The sequence below is a fragment of the Cryobacterium sp. SO2 genome, from assembly GCF_026151165.2.
In the GTDB taxonomy this organism is placed as follows: Bacteria; Actinomycetota; Actinomycetes; order Actinomycetales; family Microbacteriaceae; genus Cryobacterium.
This window is the reverse complement of sequence record NZ_CP117849.1, coordinates 4,004,708-4,022,543: the sequence shown is the minus strand read 5'-3', so window position 1 is coordinate 4,022,543 and position 17,836 is coordinate 4,004,708. Positions and strand designations below refer to the sequence as shown.

General features: G+C 70.2%; 16 protein-coding genes. 6 read left to right on the top strand and 10 right to left on the bottom strand.

Annotated elements, in window-relative coordinates; translation table 11 throughout:
- Positions 1-110 precede the first annotated feature (110 nt).
- Positions 111-782, bottom strand: coding sequence for a response regulator transcription factor (locus tag BJQ94_RS18995; protein WP_265398095.1), 672 nt, complete (start codon positions 780-782; stop codon positions 111-113).
- Positions 779-2,107 (bottom strand): histidine kinase, encoded by a 1,329-nt coding sequence (locus tag BJQ94_RS18990; RefSeq protein ID WP_265398096.1) that lies wholly within the window; start codon positions 2,105-2,107, stop codon positions 779-781. The genes BJQ94_RS18995 and BJQ94_RS18990 overlap by 4 nt, the downstream gene beginning before the upstream one ends.
- 333 nt (positions 2,108-2,440) lie before the next feature.
- Here BJQ94_RS18990 and BJQ94_RS18985 point away from each other — a divergent pair, with 333 nt between their 5' ends.
- Together BJQ94_RS18985 and BJQ94_RS18980 are read left to right on the top strand one after the other, a co-directional pair.
- Positions 2,441-3,178: an ABC transporter ATP-binding protein gene (locus BJQ94_RS18985; protein ID WP_265398097.1), complete on the top strand. Its 738-nt coding sequence runs from the start codon at positions 2,441-2,443 to the stop codon at positions 3,176-3,178.
- Positions 3,175-4,464: an ABC transporter permease gene (locus tag BJQ94_RS18980; RefSeq protein ID WP_265398098.1), complete on the top strand. Its 1,290-nt coding sequence runs from the start codon at positions 3,175-3,177 to the stop codon at positions 4,462-4,464. Before BJQ94_RS18985 ends, BJQ94_RS18980 begins: the two co-directional genes overlap by 4 nt.
- A gap of 177 nt (positions 4,465-4,641) precedes the next feature.
- Here the strand turns inward: BJQ94_RS18980 and BJQ94_RS18975 are convergent, their stop codons facing one another.
- Entirely contained in the window at positions 4,642-5,775 is a 1,134-nt protein-coding gene (locus BJQ94_RS18975; RefSeq protein ID WP_265398099.1) for an SDR family oxidoreductase, read from the bottom strand.
- Between BJQ94_RS18975 and BJQ94_RS18970 the strand changes: the two genes are divergently transcribed.
- Positions 5,762-6,247, top strand: a complete 486-nt coding sequence (locus tag BJQ94_RS18970) for a hypothetical protein (protein WP_265398100.1) — start codon at positions 5,762-5,764, stop codon at positions 6,245-6,247. The two genes, BJQ94_RS18975 and BJQ94_RS18970, sit on opposite strands and share 14 nt — an antisense overlap.
- Before the next feature lie 124 nt (positions 6,248-6,371).
- Here the strand turns inward: BJQ94_RS18970 and BJQ94_RS18965 are convergent, their stop codons facing one another.
- The 3 genes from BJQ94_RS18965 to BJQ94_RS18955 are packed head-to-tail and all read right to left on the bottom strand — an operon-like array spanning position 6,372 to position 9,545.
- The gene (locus BJQ94_RS18965) at positions 6,372-7,208 is read right to left on the bottom strand and encodes a carbon-nitrogen hydrolase family protein (protein WP_265398101.1); all 837 of its coding nucleotides are present in this window, start codon (positions 7,206-7,208) and stop codon (positions 6,372-6,374) included.
- A gap of 46 nt (positions 7,209-7,254) precedes the next feature.
- Positions 7,255-8,622, bottom strand: a complete 1,368-nt coding sequence (locus BJQ94_RS18960; protein ID WP_265398102.1) for an APC family permease — start codon at positions 8,620-8,622, stop codon at positions 7,255-7,257.
- A gap of 2 nt (positions 8,623-8,624) precedes the next feature.
- Positions 8,625-9,545, bottom strand: coding sequence for a carbon-nitrogen hydrolase family protein (locus BJQ94_RS18955; RefSeq protein ID WP_265398103.1), 921 nt, complete (start codon positions 9,543-9,545; stop codon positions 8,625-8,627).
- Between the two features lie 95 nt (positions 9,546-9,640).
- On the opposite strand from BJQ94_RS18955, the gene BJQ94_RS18950 reads away from it, so the two are divergent.
- Positions 9,641-10,441, top strand: coding sequence for an FCD domain-containing protein (locus BJQ94_RS18950; protein ID WP_265398104.1), 801 nt, complete (start codon positions 9,641-9,643; stop codon positions 10,439-10,441).
- On the opposite strand, the gene BJQ94_RS18945 is transcribed toward BJQ94_RS18950, so the two are convergent.
- Positions 10,426-11,337, bottom strand: coding sequence for a D-hexose-6-phosphate mutarotase (locus tag BJQ94_RS18945; protein WP_265398105.1), 912 nt, complete (start codon positions 11,335-11,337; stop codon positions 10,426-10,428). The genes BJQ94_RS18950 and BJQ94_RS18945 overlap by 16 nt on opposite strands.
- A gap of 139 nt (positions 11,338-11,476) precedes the next feature.
- Here BJQ94_RS18945 and pepE point away from each other — a divergent pair, with 139 nt between their 5' ends.
- Positions 11,477-12,244 carry a dipeptidase PepE gene (gene pepE / locus BJQ94_RS18940; protein ID WP_265398106.1) on the top strand — a complete coding sequence of 256 codons (768 nt, stop codon included), beginning with the start codon at positions 11,477-11,479 and terminating at the stop codon, positions 12,242-12,244.
- A gap of 25 nt (positions 12,245-12,269) precedes the next feature.
- Here the strand turns inward: pepE and BJQ94_RS18935 are convergent, their stop codons facing one another.
- Positions 12,270-12,773: a MarR family transcriptional regulator gene (locus tag BJQ94_RS18935; protein WP_265398107.1), complete on the bottom strand. Its 504-nt coding sequence runs from the start codon at positions 12,771-12,773 to the stop codon at positions 12,270-12,272.
- A gap of 150 nt (positions 12,774-12,923) precedes the next feature.
- On the opposite strand from BJQ94_RS18935, the gene BJQ94_RS18930 reads away from it, so the two are divergent.
- Complete coding sequence (locus BJQ94_RS18930) at positions 12,924-14,423, top strand: MFS transporter (RefSeq protein ID WP_265398108.1); 1,500 nt, start codon at positions 12,924-12,926, stop codon at positions 14,421-14,423.
- Positions 14,424-14,513: 90 nt separating this feature from the next.
- Here BJQ94_RS18930 and BJQ94_RS18925 read toward each other — a convergent pair whose 3' ends face one another.
- Positions 14,514-15,215 (bottom strand): response regulator transcription factor, encoded by a 702-nt coding sequence (locus BJQ94_RS18925; protein WP_265398109.1) that lies wholly within the window; start codon positions 15,213-15,215, stop codon positions 14,514-14,516.
- On the bottom strand, positions 15,212-17,836 hold the full coding sequence (locus BJQ94_RS18920) for an ATP-binding protein (protein ID WP_265398110.1): 2,625 nt from the start codon (positions 17,834-17,836) through the stop codon (positions 15,212-15,214). Before BJQ94_RS18920 ends, BJQ94_RS18925 begins: the two co-directional genes overlap by 4 nt.

Here is a 17,836-nt window from a genome sequence, read left to right as displayed (position 1 = left end):
GTGGGATGACTGGCCCACTTTCGCTAGTCCGCGGCCGGCTGGACTAGCAAAACTGGGCCAGTCACTGCAGCCAGTGACGCGGCAGGCGCGGACTCGGGTGTGGTGCGGGGCTAGGGGCGCGCGCCGGGCACCAGCAGGCCCGACTCGTAGGCGATGATCACGAGCTGGGCGCGGTCGTGCGCGCCGAGCTTGGTCATCATCCGGTTCACATGGGTCTTGGCGGTGTGCGGAGAGATCACCAGCTCGTCGGCGATGGCGCCGTTGGCGTGCCCGCGGCCCACGAGCAGCAGGATCTCCCGCTCCCGCTCGGTGAGCAGCGCCAGCGCGGCCGGCACCGCCAGAGCAGCGGGCTCGGCGGGGGCGGTGTACCGGTCGATCAGCGCCTTCGTGGCGCGCGGCGAGAGCAACGCGTCGCCGCCGTGCACGGTGCGGATGGCGTTCATCAGGTCGGCCGCCTCAGTGCCCTTACCGACGAACCCGCTCGCCCCCGCCCGCAGGGCCTGCAGCACGTACTCGTCCTCCTCAAAGGTGGTGAGCACGATGATGCGGGTCGCCGCCAGGTCCGGGTCGGCGCAGATCGCCGCAGTCGCCTGGATGCCGTCCATCACGGGCATCCGGATGTCCATCAGCACGATGTCCGGGCGGCTCTGGCGCACCAGCTCCACGGCCTCACGCCCGTTCCCGGCCTGCCCGGCCACGCTGAAGCCCTCCTCGTGCGAGACGAGTTCGGCCACCGCCGTGCGGATCAGGGACTGATCGTCGGCGAGGACTACGGAGATCATGGGGCACCATTCGTTGAGGAGCGGGGGAGCGGGCCGGGCACGCCAGGCTCGTTGGTGGGCAACAGGGCGGTGAACCTGAAGACCGGGCCGGGTCCCCTGGCAGCGGTGAGGCGGCCGGCCACCGAGCCCACCCGTTCCCTGGCTCCGAGCAGGCCGTGCCCGGCACCGGCGGAGGCGGCGGTCTCCGCTGCCGCGGAGCCGGGGCGCGGCGGCGCGGCCACGGTGTTGGTCACCGTGATCTCGACCGCATCCGCCTGGTAGTCCAGGTGGAGCAGCGCAGAATGGTCTGCGCCGTGCTTGTGCGCGTTGGTCAGCGCCTCCTGCACCACTCGAAACGCGACCATATCGACGGCGGCGGGCAGCGGCCTGGGGGTGCCGGCCACCCGGTGGTCCACCTGCAAGCCGCTGCGCTCGAAATCGATGAGCAGCGCCTCGAGGTCGGCGAGCCCGGCGACGGGCGCCGTGGCGAGGCCCGTGGCGCCGGCATCCGTGGCGCGCAGCACGTTGAGCAGGCTGCCGATCTCGCCCAGCACGCTGCGGGCGGCCTCGCGGATGGTGGCCAGGGACTTCTCGGCGTCGTCCGGCCGGTCGGGCAGCGCCTGCGAGGCGACGCTGGAGTGCAGGTTGATGACCGCGATCTGGTGGGCGAGCAGATCGTGCAGGTCACGGGCGATGCGCAGACGCTCCTCGGCCACACGGCGCAGCGCCTCGGACTCCTTGGTCTCCTCGGCGCGACGAGCCCGGTCGGTGATGCCGCGGATGTAGGCGGCGTGCGACCGGTTGGCGTCGCCGGCGGCGGTGGCGAAACCCACGAACGCCGCCAGCTGCACCATTGCGCGGGCATCGTTCCAGGGCGAATTGACGAAGGCGAGGGTGGCGGCGGCCAGCAGGAGCGCCGTGGCGCCGGAAAAGAGCAGTGAGGTGCGCCGGGGGAGCCAGCGCGCCACAGCGAACACACCAATCAACACCGCAATCAGGTAGGAGATGACCGGTCCGTCGACTGCAACGCCGAGAACGCAGGCGATGACGGCTGCTGAGGCGCCCAGTAGAGGCGCGCGCCGGCGCAGCAGCACGGAACCGGCGGAGACCAGCACCAGGAGCGCGGCGGCCGGGCTCGAGGCGAAGTTGCCGCTGAAGTCGGTGCGGGCGATGCTGGGGCCGAGCACGAGCAGCACCGGGATCACGTGGCGCAGCCACAGCGGCAGCCTGGCGAGCGGCGAGAAGCTGCGTTCGGCCGGGTCCCCCTCATGCTGCCGGCGCTCGGACGGTGTCGCCGGCGCGCGCCGCGTGCGGCTGTCCGGTTCGTGGTCGCGCTGGCTGAGCATGGAGTCCTCCCGCCCGCAGAATGGGGCTCGACCCTATTCTGTCAACCGTTCCGGGCCGCGTCTGCCCGCGGGCGTGGGTGCTCGGTGTACTGCGTTCGCAGTACGGCGCGCCCGGGAGCCGGCGAAACCGCGCCCGCCGCGGTACGGACAGGTTGCCACGAAAGGTGGACGCCCGGTTCGATGCACCGGAGCAGACTGAAGTCGTGCCGTTGGGCCGGTTCACTGTGAGCCGGTCCGGCCGGCACGCCAAACCGCGCAGTCAGCAAGGCGCAGTCAGCAAGCGCGCAGCAGCGCCATCCATGCAGCATCGCATTCACCAGGAGAGCCCACCCCATGACCGTGCCCATTCTCGCCGCCCGCGACATTCATAAGTCGTACGGTCGCGGCGCCACCCGGTTCGACGCCCTCAAGGGCGTCTCCCTCGACATTCAGCAGGGCGAATCCGTCGCCATCGTGGGCAAGAGCGGCTCGGGCAAGTCCACCCTCATGCATCTGCTCGCTCTGCTCGACAACCCCTCCACCGGGGCCGTGGAGCTCAGCGGCCGCGACGCGATCAACCTCAGCGGACGGGTCGTCAACCAGACCCGCAACGAGACCTTCGGCTTCGTCTTCCAGCAGTTCTTCCTCACCCCGGGCACCAGCGTGCTCGACAACGTGACGCTGCCGCTGCAGATCGCCGGCATCCGCGGCGCCGAACGCAAGCGCCGCGGCATGGCGGCCCTCGAGCAGCTGGAACTGGCCGACAAAGCCAAGAACAAGGCCACCGACCTCTCCGGCGGGCAGAAGCAGCGCGTGGTCATCGCCCGGGCGCTGGTGAACAATCCCAGCGTCATCTTTGCCGACGAACCTACCGGCAACCTCGACTCCGCCACCGGCAAGGTCGTGGAGGACATTCTCTTCTCGCTGCAGAAGGAGAAGGGCATCACGCTCATCATCGTCACCCACGACGAGGAGCTCGCCGCCCGCTGCGACCGCCGCGTGTACATCCGCGACGGTCTCATCGTCGACTCCCTGCACGCGGTGCCCGCCACCCCGGATGCGGCCCCGACCACTGAGGAGGTGCGCGCATGAACGTCTTCGACTTGATCCGCTCGGCCGTGAAGAACAGCCTGCGCAGCAAGACCCGCACCACCCTCACGGTGCTCGCCATCTTCATCGGCGCATTCACGCTCACCCTCACCAGCGGGGTCGGCACCGGCATCAACCAGTACATCGACACCACGGTCGCCTCGATCGGTGCCGACGACGTGCTCACCGTTACCAAGGCCGCCGAAGACACCTCGGACGGGCCGACAGAGTACGACCCGGATGCCAAGGCCGTCGCGGCCGCCACCGGCCGCCCGGGATCCACCGTCGTGGCCCTCACCTCGGCCGACCTCACCGCCATCGAAGACGTCGACGGGGTGCTCTCGGTCGAACCACAGCTGCAGGTGAGCCCGGACTACGTGCAGGTGGATGACGGGACCGCCTACGAGGCCAGCGTCGGTAGCTTCATCCCCGGCATGGCCCTCGACCTCGCGGCCGGCGCCGAACCGTCCTCGGCCAGCGATGCCTACGAGGTCGCCATCCCGGTCTCCTACGTCGATGCGCTCGGTTTCGCGGATGCCGCGGACGCCGTGGGCACCACTCTCACCTTCGGGGTGACGGATGTCGCCGGCACCGCTTCAGAGGTCACCGCCACCATCGTCGGCGTGGCCGAGGAGGGCCTGGTGGGCTCCAGCGCCTTCACGGCCAACGAGGCGCTCACCGAGGCTCTCTACGACACCCAGAGCGTTGGCCTGTCGGAGACGAACAAGGACAGCTACTCCTCGGCCGTCGTTCGATTCGACGAGTCGGCCACGGATGCCGAACTCAGCACCTTGAAGACCTCGCTCAGCGACCTGGGCTACACCGGCACCACCGTGCAGGACCAGATCGGGTCGTTCAAGGCCGTCATCGACGGCATCGTGCTGGTGCTCAACGCCTTCGCCGTGATCGCCCTGCTGGCCGCCGGCTTCGGCATCGTCAACACCCTGCTGATGAGCGTGCAGGAACGCACCAGGGAGATCGGCCTGATGAAGGCCATGGGCCTGGGCGGCGGCAAGATCTTCGGCCTGTTCAGCCTCGAAGCCGTTTTCATCGGCTTCATGGGCAGCGCGATCGGCGTGGCCGTGGGTATGCTGGCCGGAGCGGGCGCCAACGCGGTGCTGGCCGACACGCTGCTGGCCGACCTGCCCGGGCTCACCCTGGTGGCGTTCGACCCGGCGGCGCTGGCCACCATCGTGCTCACCGTGATGGGCCTGGCGTTCCTGGCAGGCACCATCCCGGCGCTCCGCGCCGCCCGCCAGGACCCGATCGAGTCGCTCCGCTACGAGTAACCCGCCACATCCCCGGCCCCGCCGGCGCCCCCTCTCGGGTGCGCCGGTGGGGCCGCCGCGTGCCTGCTGCGGCACGTCCGGGTCAGATCCGCGAGCTACGCGGGTGCCGCGCCGTTGCGCGCGTGGCGTGCCACCCGCGCAGCGGCGCGGCACCCGCGCGTCGCCCCGTTGTCGTCGTTACGGGATGAGGCGCTCGGCGCGGTACCGGGCGAACAGCTCGAGGAACGCGTGCTCGGTGTTGCGGTAGCCGGTGAACCCCGCGGCCCGGCTGCGGCCCATGTCGGCGAAGACCTCCATGGTGCGGCCGAGGTCGGCGTCGCTGTGCCACCAGGACGCCAGCCGGGTGAGGTCGGCTTCGACGAGGCCGTGCCTGGCCACGATGCGGTCCCAGACCGGCTGGGCATCCGCCATCTGCACCTCGAGGAGTCGCGGGGCGTCGACGAAGCCCTCCCACTCCACGCCGAAGTGCGCGGCCAGGCGCGGCCACAGCCAACGCCAGCGGAAGGTGTCGCCGTTGACGATGTTGAACGCCGTGTCGGCGGCGGCCGGGGTCGTGGCCGCCCACACCATCTGTTCGGCGAGCAGCGGGGCGTCGGTCATGTCGGTGACGCCGTTCCACTGGGTCTCCGAGCCCGGGAAGACGAACGGACGGCCGAGCTCGGCGCAGATCGCGGCGTAGACGGCCAGGGTGGAGCCCATGTTCATGGCGTTGCCGACGGCGTGGCCGATCACGGTGTGGGCGCGATGCACCGACCAGGTGAAGCCGCGCTCGCGAGCGGCGGCCCAGAGTTCGTCTTCCTGGGCATAGTAGAAGTTCTCCACCGACAGGCGGGGCTCGTCTTCGTGGAACGGGGTGTCTGGCACGTCGCCCTGGCCGTAGGCCTCGAACGGGCCGAGGTACTGCTTGAGACCGGTCATCAGGGCCACGTGCTCGACCGGGGCATCGGCCAGCGCGGTGAGCAGGTCGCGCACCATGGCCGAATTCACCACGATGTTCTCGGCCTCGGTGTTCTGCCGCAGCCACGCGGTGAAGAACACGTGGCTGGGGGCGTGCCCGGCCAGGGCGGCGCGCAGCGACTCGACACTGCGGAGGTCGGCGCTCACCGGGATCACGCCGGGGCGGGCCGCGACCGGGGTGCGGGACAGGGCGATGACGCTCCAGCCGTCGCTGGTGAGCTGGTCGACGAGCGCCGAGCCGGCTATGCCGCTGGCGCCGGCGACGAGCGCCGTTCGGGTGGGATGCTGCTCGGCGCCGGTAGTGCCGGCGGGAAGGGTCTCGGGCGCGGGTGGAGTTTCAGTGGAGAAAGACATTACCGGGTACAACGTCGGGCTTGGCTGGGGCATTCCACGCCCCGGTGCGGTGCACCTTGCCGGTGCGGAGGAGCGCGTCTACCGTGTGCAGCGTCGGCAGTCCGGCCTGCGGCGCCCGGCTGCGGTCGAAGTGGCCGCTCCGGGAGGGCTCATGGGCACGTCGAGGGTTGCGGCGGTCGCCGCGGGTGCGGTGCTCCTGGCGCTGGTGCTGGCCGGATGCGCGCCGGGGCCCAATGATGTGGCGGCCGTGGTGCCGCCCGACGAACTCGCGGGCTTCTGGTTGGGCCTGTGGCAGGGCTTCATCAGCCCGATCACGTTCATCGTGTCGTTGTTCAACTCCCAGGTGAACATCTACGAGGTGCACAACGACGGCAACTGGTACAACTTCGGCTTCATGATCGGGGTGGCCATCGCGTTCGGGGGACCAGCGAGCGCCGGCGGCTACGCCACCCCCGGCCGCAACAAAGGCTGACCTCGGCGGCGTTCGGCCCGGCCCGCGGGCCCGGTTGGCAGCTGCGCGGGCTCCGCGCCGCTGCGCGCGTGGCGTGCCACCCGCGAACCGGCGCCTGACCCGCGCATCGCGGCCGGGCCCTCGGTCAAGCGGTACTCGCTGGCCTGACCGCCGGACCGGATGCCGGCCCCGGCCGACCCACGACATAACGCCGGTTCGCCAGGGCGGGGTTGCGGGCGCGGGTAGCCGTGACCCTGGCCGGGTCGATGTCGAACGTGGCCAGTGCCGGCGCGTCGCCCAGCTCGCCCTCGACCCGGCCGGATGGTCCGGCGAGGAGGCTGCGCCCGATCGACACCGGCGGTGCCTGCGAGACGGCCGCCACGAAGTAGGAGTTCTCGATGGCGCGGGCCTGCACCAGCACCCGCCACTGTTCGGGCTTGTCGGTGCCGGGCACCCAGGAGGAGCAGGCCAACACCAGATCGGCACCGGCATCGGCCAGCTCCCGGCCCAGCTCGGGGAAGTGCAGGTCGTAGCAAGTCATCAGCCCCACCCGGGTGCCGGCCAGGGTGAAGACCACCGGCTCGAGGCTGGGCGCCGGCGCGATCCAGGCCGACTCGCGAAACCCGGCGGAATCGAACAGGTGCACCTTGCGGTACCTCGCGAGTGTGCCGCCATCCGGGCCCACCACGAGAATGGTGTTGTACGGCCGGCCGTCGTGGTCGCTGCGCTCCACGACACCCGCGGCGACCGCGATGTTCAGCTCGGTGGCCAGGGCGCGGAGCCCGGTCACGAAGGGGCCGTCGAGTGGTTCGGCGGCGTCGGCGAAACTCGCGTCGACCACCGCCTTCTCGTACATGGCGTACTCGGGAAACACCACGAGGTCGGCGCCGGCGGCCCGGGCCTGCCGGGCCGCCGCGTCGATGAGGGCGAGATTGTGAGCCTTGTCGGTGCCGGTGGCGATCTGGGCGAGGGTGAGTCGCATGCGTCCTCCTGCGCCGGACCGGAAGGGGGCCCGGAGTGCCCTCAGCCTAGAGGGTGGCGGCGGACCGGAGCGCCTGGTCGTCGGCCTCCCGGTACTCCATCTCCGGCGGCTGCCGGCGGAACCCCTTGGTGATGACGGCGAGCACGACCACGCCGATGGCCAGCCAGCTCAGGCCGAGCACGATGGCGTTGCTGTCGAGTCTGGTGAGCAGGTACAGCGTGACAATGGCACCGATGACGGGGACGACCAGGAAGAACACCGGGCTGAGCCGGGTGCCGGCGCGGCGCTGGCGCACGTAGTGGAAGACCACGGACACGTTCACCATGGTGAAGGCCACGAACGCCCCGAAGTTGATGAATGAGGTGGAGGTGGCCACGTCGAGGAAGAGCGCGACGAGCCCGACGACGCCGATGATCACGAGGCTGAAGACGGGCGAGTGGAATCGTCGGCTTACCTCGCCGAAGATACGGCGGGGCAGCACGCCGTCACGGCCCATGGCGAAGAGCAGCCGGGACGCCGCGGCCTGTGCAGCCAGGCCGGAGGCGAACTGGGCGATCACGAGGCCGGCCAGGAACAGGGCGCCGAACAGGTTGCCGCCGATCTGGAGGGCGATGTCGAAGGCGGCCGAGGAGGCGTCGGTGAAGACACCGCCGGGGTGCACGAGCTGGGTCGTGTACGAGACGAGGATGAAGATGGCGCCGCCGATGAGGGCGACAAGCAGGATGGCGCGGGGCACCGTCTTGCGTGGATTGATCGTCTCCTCGGTGAAGGTGGTGACGGCGTCGAAGCCGAGGAACGAGTATGCGGCGATCGCGGCCCCCGCGGTGATGCCGGAGAACGTGGCGGTGGCGTTGGCGAACGGGTCGACGCTCACGAGGCCGCCCGCGCCCTGGTTGGCGATAATCGACCCGATCGAGAGAGCCACGAACGACCCGATCACGAGCACCTGGAAGGCCATCAAGATGAGGTTGGCCTTGTCGGCGACCTTGATGCCCAGGATGTTGAGCAGGGTGGTCAGCACGATGAAGCCGATGATCCACACCCAGCCGGGCACGCCGGGAAATTGGGCTTCGAGGTAGGCGGCGCCGATCAACCAGATCACCATCGGCAGGAACAGGTAGTCCAGCAGCACGGCCCAGCCCACCAGGAAGCCGACCCGGGGGTCGATGGTGCGGCGCACGTAGGTATACGCCGAGCCGGCCACCGGGTAGGCGGCGGCCATCCGACCGTAACTCGACGCGGTGAAGAGGATGGCCACCAGGGCGACCAGGTAGGCGGCGGCGCTCGCTCCGCCGGTGGTCTCGGCCACCACCCCGAAGATGCCCAACACGATGAGCGGGGTCATGTAGGCCAGGCCGAAGAGCACGAGGGAGCGTAGGCCGAGCGTGCGCGTGAGTGCCGGGGTGTCGGTCATGGTCAGCGGTCCGTTTCTGCAGAAGGGATGGGTGGAGTGACGGTGTGCGGTGCCCAGCGGGCGGGATCGATGCGGCCGTTGTAGAGCGGGAGTTCGAGGGGGGAGTCGGTGGGGAGGAACTGCGACCACATCCGGTTGAGGCCGGCCGTGCCCTCCCCGCGGACACGGCTGACGGCTGCGAGGTCGATGGTCTCGACGAGCGTTTCCGGTTCGGTGCCGGCGCTGCGGAGCACCGCGCCCTCGGGGTCGACGAGCAGGCTGCGACCCTCGCCGACCGGAGCAGCGCAGTTCACGCTCACGGTGAAGGTCTGATTCACGATCGAGTTGGCCTGCGCGAGCACGAGCTCCTGCGCCCGGTCGGGTGTGGTGGTCTTGACGACATTGAGTACCACCTCGGCGCCGAGCCAGGCGAGGTGCCTGGACACCTCGGGGAACCAGGCGTCGTAGCAGATCGACAGGCCGAACCGGCCGACATCCGGCACGTCGAAGACCACGAACCTGTCGCCGGGATCGTAGGGCTCGAACGGTCGCCAGGGAAAGATCTTGCGGTAGCTGGCAACGAGCTCGCCCGCCGGCGAGAACACGACGGCGGTGTTGAACAGCTCCCCGGCCGGGCCCGCCTCGCACACGCTGCCCGGCAACAGCCAGACGCCCGCGTCGCGCGCGATTCGGCCGAGTCGGGTCATCAGGGGGCCGTCGAGGGGCTCGGCGGATGCCCGCAGTCGAGCGTTGCGCTCGGCCGACGTGGGGTCAGCGGTCTCCGCGGACTCGACGCCGAACAGGTGCAGCTCGGGATAGACCACGAACTCGATCCCCGGATCGGACTGGAGCAGATCGTGCACCTGGGCGGCGAAGAGGTCGAGGTCGACCCCGATGGGCAGCGGCGGGGCCTGAATGGCGGCGATACGGATGCGACGGGGCACGGAGTCGTCCTCTCTCGGAGAGGACGGCGTCTCCACGACTCAAAATAGATCATATTGATCGCTTTTGTCTAGCCCGAATGACTAATGTTGGTGCAGTGAAGCCCACTGACGACGACAGGACCGCCGCCACCGACCCGGACCAGGCGCCCGCTGCGGCGTTGCTGAATCCCGCGGTCGCGGGAATCACCAGGCTCAGCGCCACCGACACCGTGCGTGCGCGCATCGCGCTCGCCGTGCAATTGCAGCTCCTCGCGCCCGGTGAGCAACTGCCCTCGGATGCCGAGGTGGCCGCGGCCCTCAAGGTGAGCGAGATCACCGCCCGCCGCGCGCTCAAGAGCCTGGCCGACGAGGGGCTGCTCAGCCGGCGTCGGGGCCGGGCGGGGGGCACCTTCGTGGCCGACACGCCCGCCGCCGTGTCGGTGGACGCCATCGCGGCGTATTTCTCCGACGCACACGAGGTGCACGGACTCATCGACCGTCGGGTGCTCATCGAGGCCTCGCTGGCCCACCACGCCGCTCTCACTGCCGACGCCGGCCAGCTCGACGAACTTGACGCCTGGGTCGCGAAGGCGGCCTCCGCCCAGAGTTGGACCGAGTACCACGCCGCCGACGAATCCTTCCACCTGGCCGTGGCCAGGGCCAGCGGCCAGGACTGGGCGCTGCCGCACTACTGCGACGTGCTCTATGCCCTGTATCGCTATTTCCTGCCCTACCCGGTGGCCTACCTGCACACCGTGAACGAGGAGCACACGCGCCTGGTCGCTGCCCTGCGGAACCGCGACCCGGTCGCCGCCGTGCGGATCATCGAGGAGCATGTCTCGGTGTTGCACACCACAATGTTCGTGGGCCTGGCCGGCGCCGAGCAGGTGCGGGGCGCGGTTCAGGCCACCGAGTAACGCACGCTCATCGTGTGATTGGCGGCGGGCGCGAGGGTGATCGCGTCCGTACGGATGTTGCAGGTCTCCACGCACACCATGCCGGTGTACTCGTCGTCGCCGAAGTCGGCCATGGCGGCGGCCTTGTCGATCCAGGGGTTCCAGACCACGGTGCTGGCCGAGCCCTGCTTGGCGACGGTGATGACCCGCCCGGTGGACGCATCCGTCACCGTGGTGGTGGTGGTCGTGGCCTGGTAGATGCGGTCGGTTTCGGCGTCGAAGGTGACCGGCTCGGTCTCGGCGGGCAGCGGGCCGGTGAGCCGGTCGGTGAACGGGGCGCCCTCCAGGCCCGAGACCGTGGTCTGGCGGATGTCGGCGACCGCGAGGTAGGTGTGCAGGGCTTCCTCGAAGGTGACCGGTTCGGTGTCGCGGTTGGTGACCTCGAGGGCGAGCGACAGCTCCGCGCCCACGGTGACCGTGTAGCGGGCCTCGAACCGGTGCGGCCAGGCCGACGCCCGGGTGGCCTCGGTGTCGGTGAGCACGAAGACCAGCACCACGTCCTCGGCGGTCTCGCGCGCTTCCACCAGCTGCCAGTCGGCGAGCCGGGCGAACCCGTGGGAGGGCGCCGTGGCATCCGTGGGGTGCCCGGCGAACCAGGGGAAGCAGATCGGCACGCCGCCGCGGAGCGGAACGCCCGGCGCATACTCGCTCTGGTCGCTCATCCAGATCACCGGGGTGCCGCCGGCGGGCGTCCAGGCGGCCACGTGGGCGCCGCGCAGGTATACCTCGGCGGTGCCGCCCGGGGCGAATACCCGCGCCACGGCCAGTCCGCCCGGCCCCTGGCCGAGTTCGACGGAGGAGGGAAGCTCAAGCGTGCTGGAAACGGCGGACATGGTTCCTCCAGAGTCGATGGACATGCTCCCATCCTAGGAAGCCGGGGCTTCCCGCGATCTGCCCGGAGCACAAAAACTGCCCGTGTGGCTCGGGCCGGGTCAGCGGTAGGATCACAATCTTGACGTCGAGTGTGCCAGCGAACCATCCCAATGAAGGGACCCCATGCACCTGCTCCTCCTGTCCAACTCCACCAACCACGGGCACGGGTATCTCGAACATGCCCTCCCCGAAGTGCTCGCCTTCCTGCACGGAGTGACCGAGATCACCTTCGTTCCCTACGCGGGCGGGGACCTCGACGCCTACACGGCGTTGGTGCGTGCCACGTTCGAGCCGCACGGCATCGCGGTGCGGGGCCTGCATGAGGCGGCGGACCCTGTTGCCGCCATTGCGTCCGCGCAGGCGCTGTTCGTCGGCTGCGGCAACACCTTCCGCCTGCTCGCAGCCCTGCAGCGTCTCGGCGTCATGCCGGCCATCCGCGCCCGGGTGCAGCAGGGCCTGCCCTATCTGGGTGCCAACGCCGGGGCCAACATCACCGCGCCCAGCATCCGCACCACCAACGACATGCCCATCGTGCAGCCGGAGTCGTTCGAGGCGCTCGGTCTGGTGCCCTTCCAGATCAATCCGCACTATCTCGACGCGGACCCGGCCGGCGTGAACCCCGACGAGTCCAGGGAGAACCGGTTGACCGAGTTTCTCGAGGAGAACAACGTGCCGGTTCTGGGACTGCGCGTGGGCACCTACCTCAGTGTCACCTCCAGCGCGGCCTGCGCCCTCGCCGTCGTCGGCGGTGTGCCCGCTCGCTCGCCCTCCACCGATCCGGCGATCTTGTTCGTGCGGGGCCGGCCGCCGCAGAACCTCGCGGGCGACGTCAGCGCACTGCTGGGGCATCGCCCGGCGGCCGACCTACCGCTGGCGGATGCGGTGAGCTAACCCGCGCAGGCGCGCGGCGCACCCGTCAGTTCATGGCGCCGTCGTACGCGGCGATGACCTTGTCGAGAAAATCACTGGCCGCCGCCCGCTCGGCCTCGCTCATCGAGGCAACCACGGCTTCGAGCCCGTTCACCAGGGGCAGCACGTGGCCGTACGCCAGGCGCACCGAGTCATCCGTGGCGGCCACGACCAGGCGGCGGCCGTCAGACGGATGCCGCTGGCGCGTGATGTGCCCGGCCGACTCCAGGCGCTGCAAGACCAGGCTCATCGCCGCCGTGGAGATGTTGATCTCGTGAGCGAGCTCGGTGGGGCTGGACGAGCCCCGGGACATGAGGTTGTCCATCACCTCCAGGCCCATCTCGTCAACGGCGATCTGATCGGCGAGGTGCCGGCGGAATGCCTGTTCCTTCAGGCCCAGTCGTTGGATCCGGGCGCGCACGTCCCGCTCCGCCATCGGCCCGCCGCCGCGTCGTGCGATAGCGCGGCTGGCGTTGTACTCGGTCCCGAACAGTTCAGGTTTGACATCCATGATCTCCATGGTAATACTCAATATTGCCAATCTCATTGATTACCTCCCGGTGACCGACGTCTCCGTCCTGTTTCCGTCCCGACTCCACCTCGCCTCCTCCCGGTGCTACCGCCGTCGGCGCCATCCTCCACCCTGTACAGGAGCCCTCCCATGCCCTCCGCCTCCTCCGCGTCAACGTCCGGCTCCGCGTCAACGTCCGGCTCCGCGTCAACGTCCGGCTCCGCCGACCCCTACCGCTACAAATGGCTGATCCTGGCCGTGATGCTCACCGCAGAGATCATCGACCTCATCGACGCCACCGTCGTCAACGTGGCCGGCCCTTCCCTCGAGGCGAGCCTCGGCGCCAGCGCAACGGGGCTGCAGTGGGTGATCGGCGGTTACGCCCTCACCCTGGGCGCCGGGCTGATCCTCGGCGGCCGGCTCGGCGACCGGTTCGGCCGCCGCACCATGTTCCTGATCGGGCTGATCTCCTTCACCCTCACCTCGCTGCTCTGCGCCGTGGCCCCCACCATCGGCACCCTCATCGCCTTCAGGTTGATCCAGGGGTTCTCGGCGGCGATCCTGCTGCCGCAGGGGCTCGGCCTGCTCCGAGCCGCGTTCCCGCCCCGCGAGATCGGCAAGGCCTTCGCCATCTTCGGTCCGGTCTTCGGCCTGGCCGGCATCGCCGGACCGATCATCGGCGGTGCGCTGATCCAAGCCGACCTGTTCGGCTCCGGCTGGCGGGCCGTGTTCCTGATCAACCTGCCCATCGGCCTGGCCGCGATCGTCGTGGCCTGGATCGTGCTGCCGCGCACGGCCGGCGACCGCACGATCAGCATCGACCTCGTCGGCGCCACCATCATGGTGCTCGCCAGCGGATTGCTCGTGCTGCCGCTGGTGCAGGGCGAGAGCGCCGGCTGGCCCGCCTGGACCTGGCTGAGCATCGCCGCGTCGCTGGTCGGGTTCTACCTCTTCACCCGGCGGCAGAAGGCCCGGCTCGACGCCGGCCGCACCCCGCTGGTCACCCCCGGCATCTTCCGCAAACCGGCCTATCTGGTGGGCCTGGGCGGCATCGGCCTGTTCTTCTGCGGAACCGTGGGCGCACAGTTGGTCTTCACCCTGTTCCTGCAGCTCGGAGAGGGCTTCAGCGCGGGAGAGGCCGGCGTGAGCGGTCTGCCGCTGGCCATCGGCAGCCTCATCGGCGGTGCCGTGAGCGGCGCGTTCCTGGCCGACAAGCTCGGCCGTGCGGTTCTGCAGATCGGCGCGCTGTTCCAGCTTGCCGGTGCGGCCTGGCTCTTCATCGCGCTCGGCGACATCAGCCGGTTCAGCATCTGGCAGCTCACCCCCGGGCTGGTGCTCACCGGCATCGGCGGCGGGCTGGTGGTCGCCGCCCTGTTCAACATCATCCTCGGCGCGGTCGACGACGACGAGGTGGGGTCGGCCTCCGGCGTGCTCACGGCCGTGCAGTCGATCTTCTCCGCGGTCGGCGTCGCCGTGCTCGGTTCGGTGTTCTTCGCCGGACTCAATGTGGGCGACCCCGGCCAGGGCTTCCGCAACGCCCTGCTCGTGCAGGGCGGGCTCATCCTGGTGTTCCTGCTGCTCACCCCGCGCTTCCCCACCCGCGCCCGCGCCGAGGAACCAGTCCCGGCCGAGCTGCCCGTCCAGGCCTAGCAGCGGTCGAGCGCGGGTGCGGCGCCGCTGCGCGGGTGGCGTGCCACCCGCGAACCGGCGCCTGACCCGCGCAACACGCATCCGCTCGGATCAGGCGGGCGGGGGCGGGTCGGGCGCGAAGCGATAGCCCATGCCGGCCTCGGTGAGCAGATAGCGCGGATGCGCCGGGTCGGGCTCGAGCTTCTTGCGCAGCTGGGCCAGGTAGAGCCGCAGGTAACCCGTGTCGGTCATCTTGTGCTGCCCCCACACCTCGGCGTAGAGGGCCTGCCGGCTCACCAGCTTGCCGGGGGTGCGCAGCAGCAGCTCCAGGATCTGCCACTCGGTGGGGGTGAGCCGCACGGGCGCCGGGCCGCCGGCTGTGGCCCGCACGATGGTCTTGGCCGGCAGGTCCACGGTGATGTCGCCGAAGGTGACCACGGGTTCGTCGCCGCTCGTGGGCATCCGGCGGGTGAGGGCCCGGATGCGCGCCAGCAGCTCGTCGATCGAGAACGGCTTGGTCACATAGTCGTCGGCGCCCCGGTCGAGGGCCTCCACCTTGTCGGAGGCACCGCTCCGGCCGCTCACCACCAGGATCGGCACGCTGTTCCAGCTGCGCACAGAGTCGATCACTTCGAGGCCGTCGAGGGTGGGCATGCCGAGGTCGAGCATCACCAGGTCGGGGTGGTAGTCCACGATCGCCGCCAGAGCGCTGGTGCCGTCGTGCGCGGTGATGATCTCGTAGCCGCGGGCGCCGAGGGTGATCCGCAGCGCCCGCAGGATCTGCGGGTCGTCGTCGGCGATCAGGATTCTCATGCGGGGGCTCCGTCGCTGCTCCGGGGTGCGGGGTGCGTCTGGTCGGCAGGCTCGGCAGGCTCGGCAGGCTCGCCGCGCTCGCCGGAGGCCGCGGGCCCGACCGCCGGCAGCGAGATCACCATGGTGAGGCCGCCGCCGGGGGTGTCGTCGGCCTCGAGGGTGCCGCCCATCCCCTCGACGAAGCCCTTCGACAGCGCCAGGCCCAGGCCGAGTCCCGTGCTGTTGTCGGTGTCGCCCAGCCGTTGGAACGGCACGAACACGTCGTCTCGCCGGTCGGCCGGGATGCCGGGGCCCCGGTCCACGATGCGCAGCTGCACGGTGTCGGCGAACCGGCTGGCGGCGACCCTGGCCGGTGTTCCGGCCGGCGAGAAGCGGATGGCGTTGGCCAGCAGGTTCACCACCGCCCGCTGCAGCAGGCCCGGGTCGGCGAGCACCGGGGTGAGCTCGGCGGGCAGGTCGAGTTCCACGGTGTCCGGCCCCAGACCCAGCTCGTCGAGCCCGGGCAGCACCACGTCGGCCAGATCCACCGGGCCCAGCGCCACGGCCAGCGCGCCGGCCTGCAGCCGGCTCACGTCGAGCAGGTTCGTCACCAGTGACGCCAGGGTGTCCAGGCTCTCCCCGGCCGTGGCCAGCAGTTCGGTGCGGTCGGAGTCGGTGAGGGCGATATCGGTGGCGCGCAGGCCGCTGATGGCCGTGGTCGCGGCGGCGAGCGGGCGGCGCAGGTCGTGGCCGACGGCCGCGAGCAGGGCGCTGCGCATCCGGTCGGCTTCGGCGAGCGGGCCGATCGCACTGGCGGTCTGCGCGAGGGCGCTGTGTTCGAGCGCCGCGTCGATCTGGCTGGCGATCACGGTGAGCAACCGCCGTTCGGATGCCGCGAGGTCCGGTCCGGTCAGCTCCAGGGTGGCTCGCGTACCGACGGGCACGGTTGTGGGCTGCGCCGTCGCATCCTTCACAGCCGCATCCTTCACAGCCGCACCAGCCACCTCAGCCGCACTCACATCCGCCGCACCGGCCTCGACCAGCACCTCGCCGCCGGAGAGCAGCCGCACCCGGCTCAGCCCGAAAGCTTCACGCGTGCGCGTCACCAGGGCCTGCAGGGCGTCTTCGCCGCGCAACACACTGCCGGCCACGGTGGCGAGCAACTCGGATTCGGCCGCTGCCCGCCGGGCCGACCGGGTGCGCCGGGCAGCCTGGTCCACGACATAGCTCACCAGAATCGCGTTGACGAGGTAGAGGGAGAGGGCGAACAGGTGCAATGGCTCGGCCACGGTGATCGTGTAGAGCGGCTGCACCAGGAAGTAGTCGAGCGTGAGCCCGGACAACACGGCGGCGAAGACCGCCGGCCAGGCCCCGCCGACGAGAGCGACGATGACCACAAGCAGCTGGTAGCTGAGCACATCGCTGGTGATCGACTCCTCGCTGCGAAAGGTGACGAGCAGCCAGGTGAGCAGGGGACCGCCGGCGAGGGCCAGGGCGAAACCGGCGAGCCGGCGACCCAGCGTGAGGGACCCGCCCAGCCGGGGAAGCGCGAAGGCGCCGCCGGCCGCGGAGTGGGTGACGATGTGCACGTCGATGTCGCCGGACTCGCGGGTGATAGTGCTGCCGATACCCGGGCCCGACAAGGCGGCGGTGAGCCGGTTGCGCCTGCTGACGCCGATCACCAGCTGGGTCGCATTGGAGGCGCGGGCGAATTCCACCAGTGACCGGGGGATGTCGTCGCCGACCACCTGGTGGTAGCTTCCGCCGAGTTCCTCCACCAGTGCGCGTTGCGCGGCAAGGGCGCCAGGGTGCGAGGTGGCCAGGCCGTCCTGGCTGATCACGTGGGCGGCGAAAAGCTCACCGCCGGCCGAGCGAGCTGCGATGCGGGCGCCGCGCCGAATCAGGGTCTCCCCTTCCGGACCGCCGGTGAGCGCCACGACAACGCGTTCGCGGGCCTCCCATTTGTTCTGGATGCCGTGCTCGGCACGGTAACTCTGCAACGCGGTATCGACCTCGTCGGCCAGCCAGAGCAGGGCGAGCTCACGCAGCGCCGTGAGGTTGCCCAGCCGAAAGTAGTTCGACAGCGCCGCGTCGATGCGCGCCGCGGGGTACACATTGCCCTCGGCGAGCCGGTCGCGCAGAGCCTGGGGGGCCAGGTCGATGACCTCCACTTGGTCGGCCCCGCGCAGCACGGCATCCGGCAGGGTCTCGCGCTGGGGCACACCGGTGATCTGCTGCACCACGTCGTTGAGTGATTCGATGTGCTGGATGTTGACTGTCGAGATCACGTCGATGCCCGCGGCCAGCAGTGTCTCGACGTCCTGAAAACGCTTGGTGTGCGCCGAGCCGGGGGCATTGGTGTGTGCGAGTTCGTCGACGAGGGCCACATCGGGGTGTCGGGCGAGCACTCCCGTCAGGTCCAGCTCGGACAGCTCGATGCCACGGTGCTGCACCACTGCCCGCGGCACAACTTCGAGGCCCTCGACCATGCGGGCAGTGGCCGCGCGACCATGGGTTTCCACGATCGCGACGATCACGTCCCGGCCCTCGCCGCGCAGCCGGCGGCCTTCTTCGAGCATGCTGTAGGTCTTGCCCACGCCGGGTGCGGCGCCGAGCAGCACGCGAAGATGACCGCGTTTCAT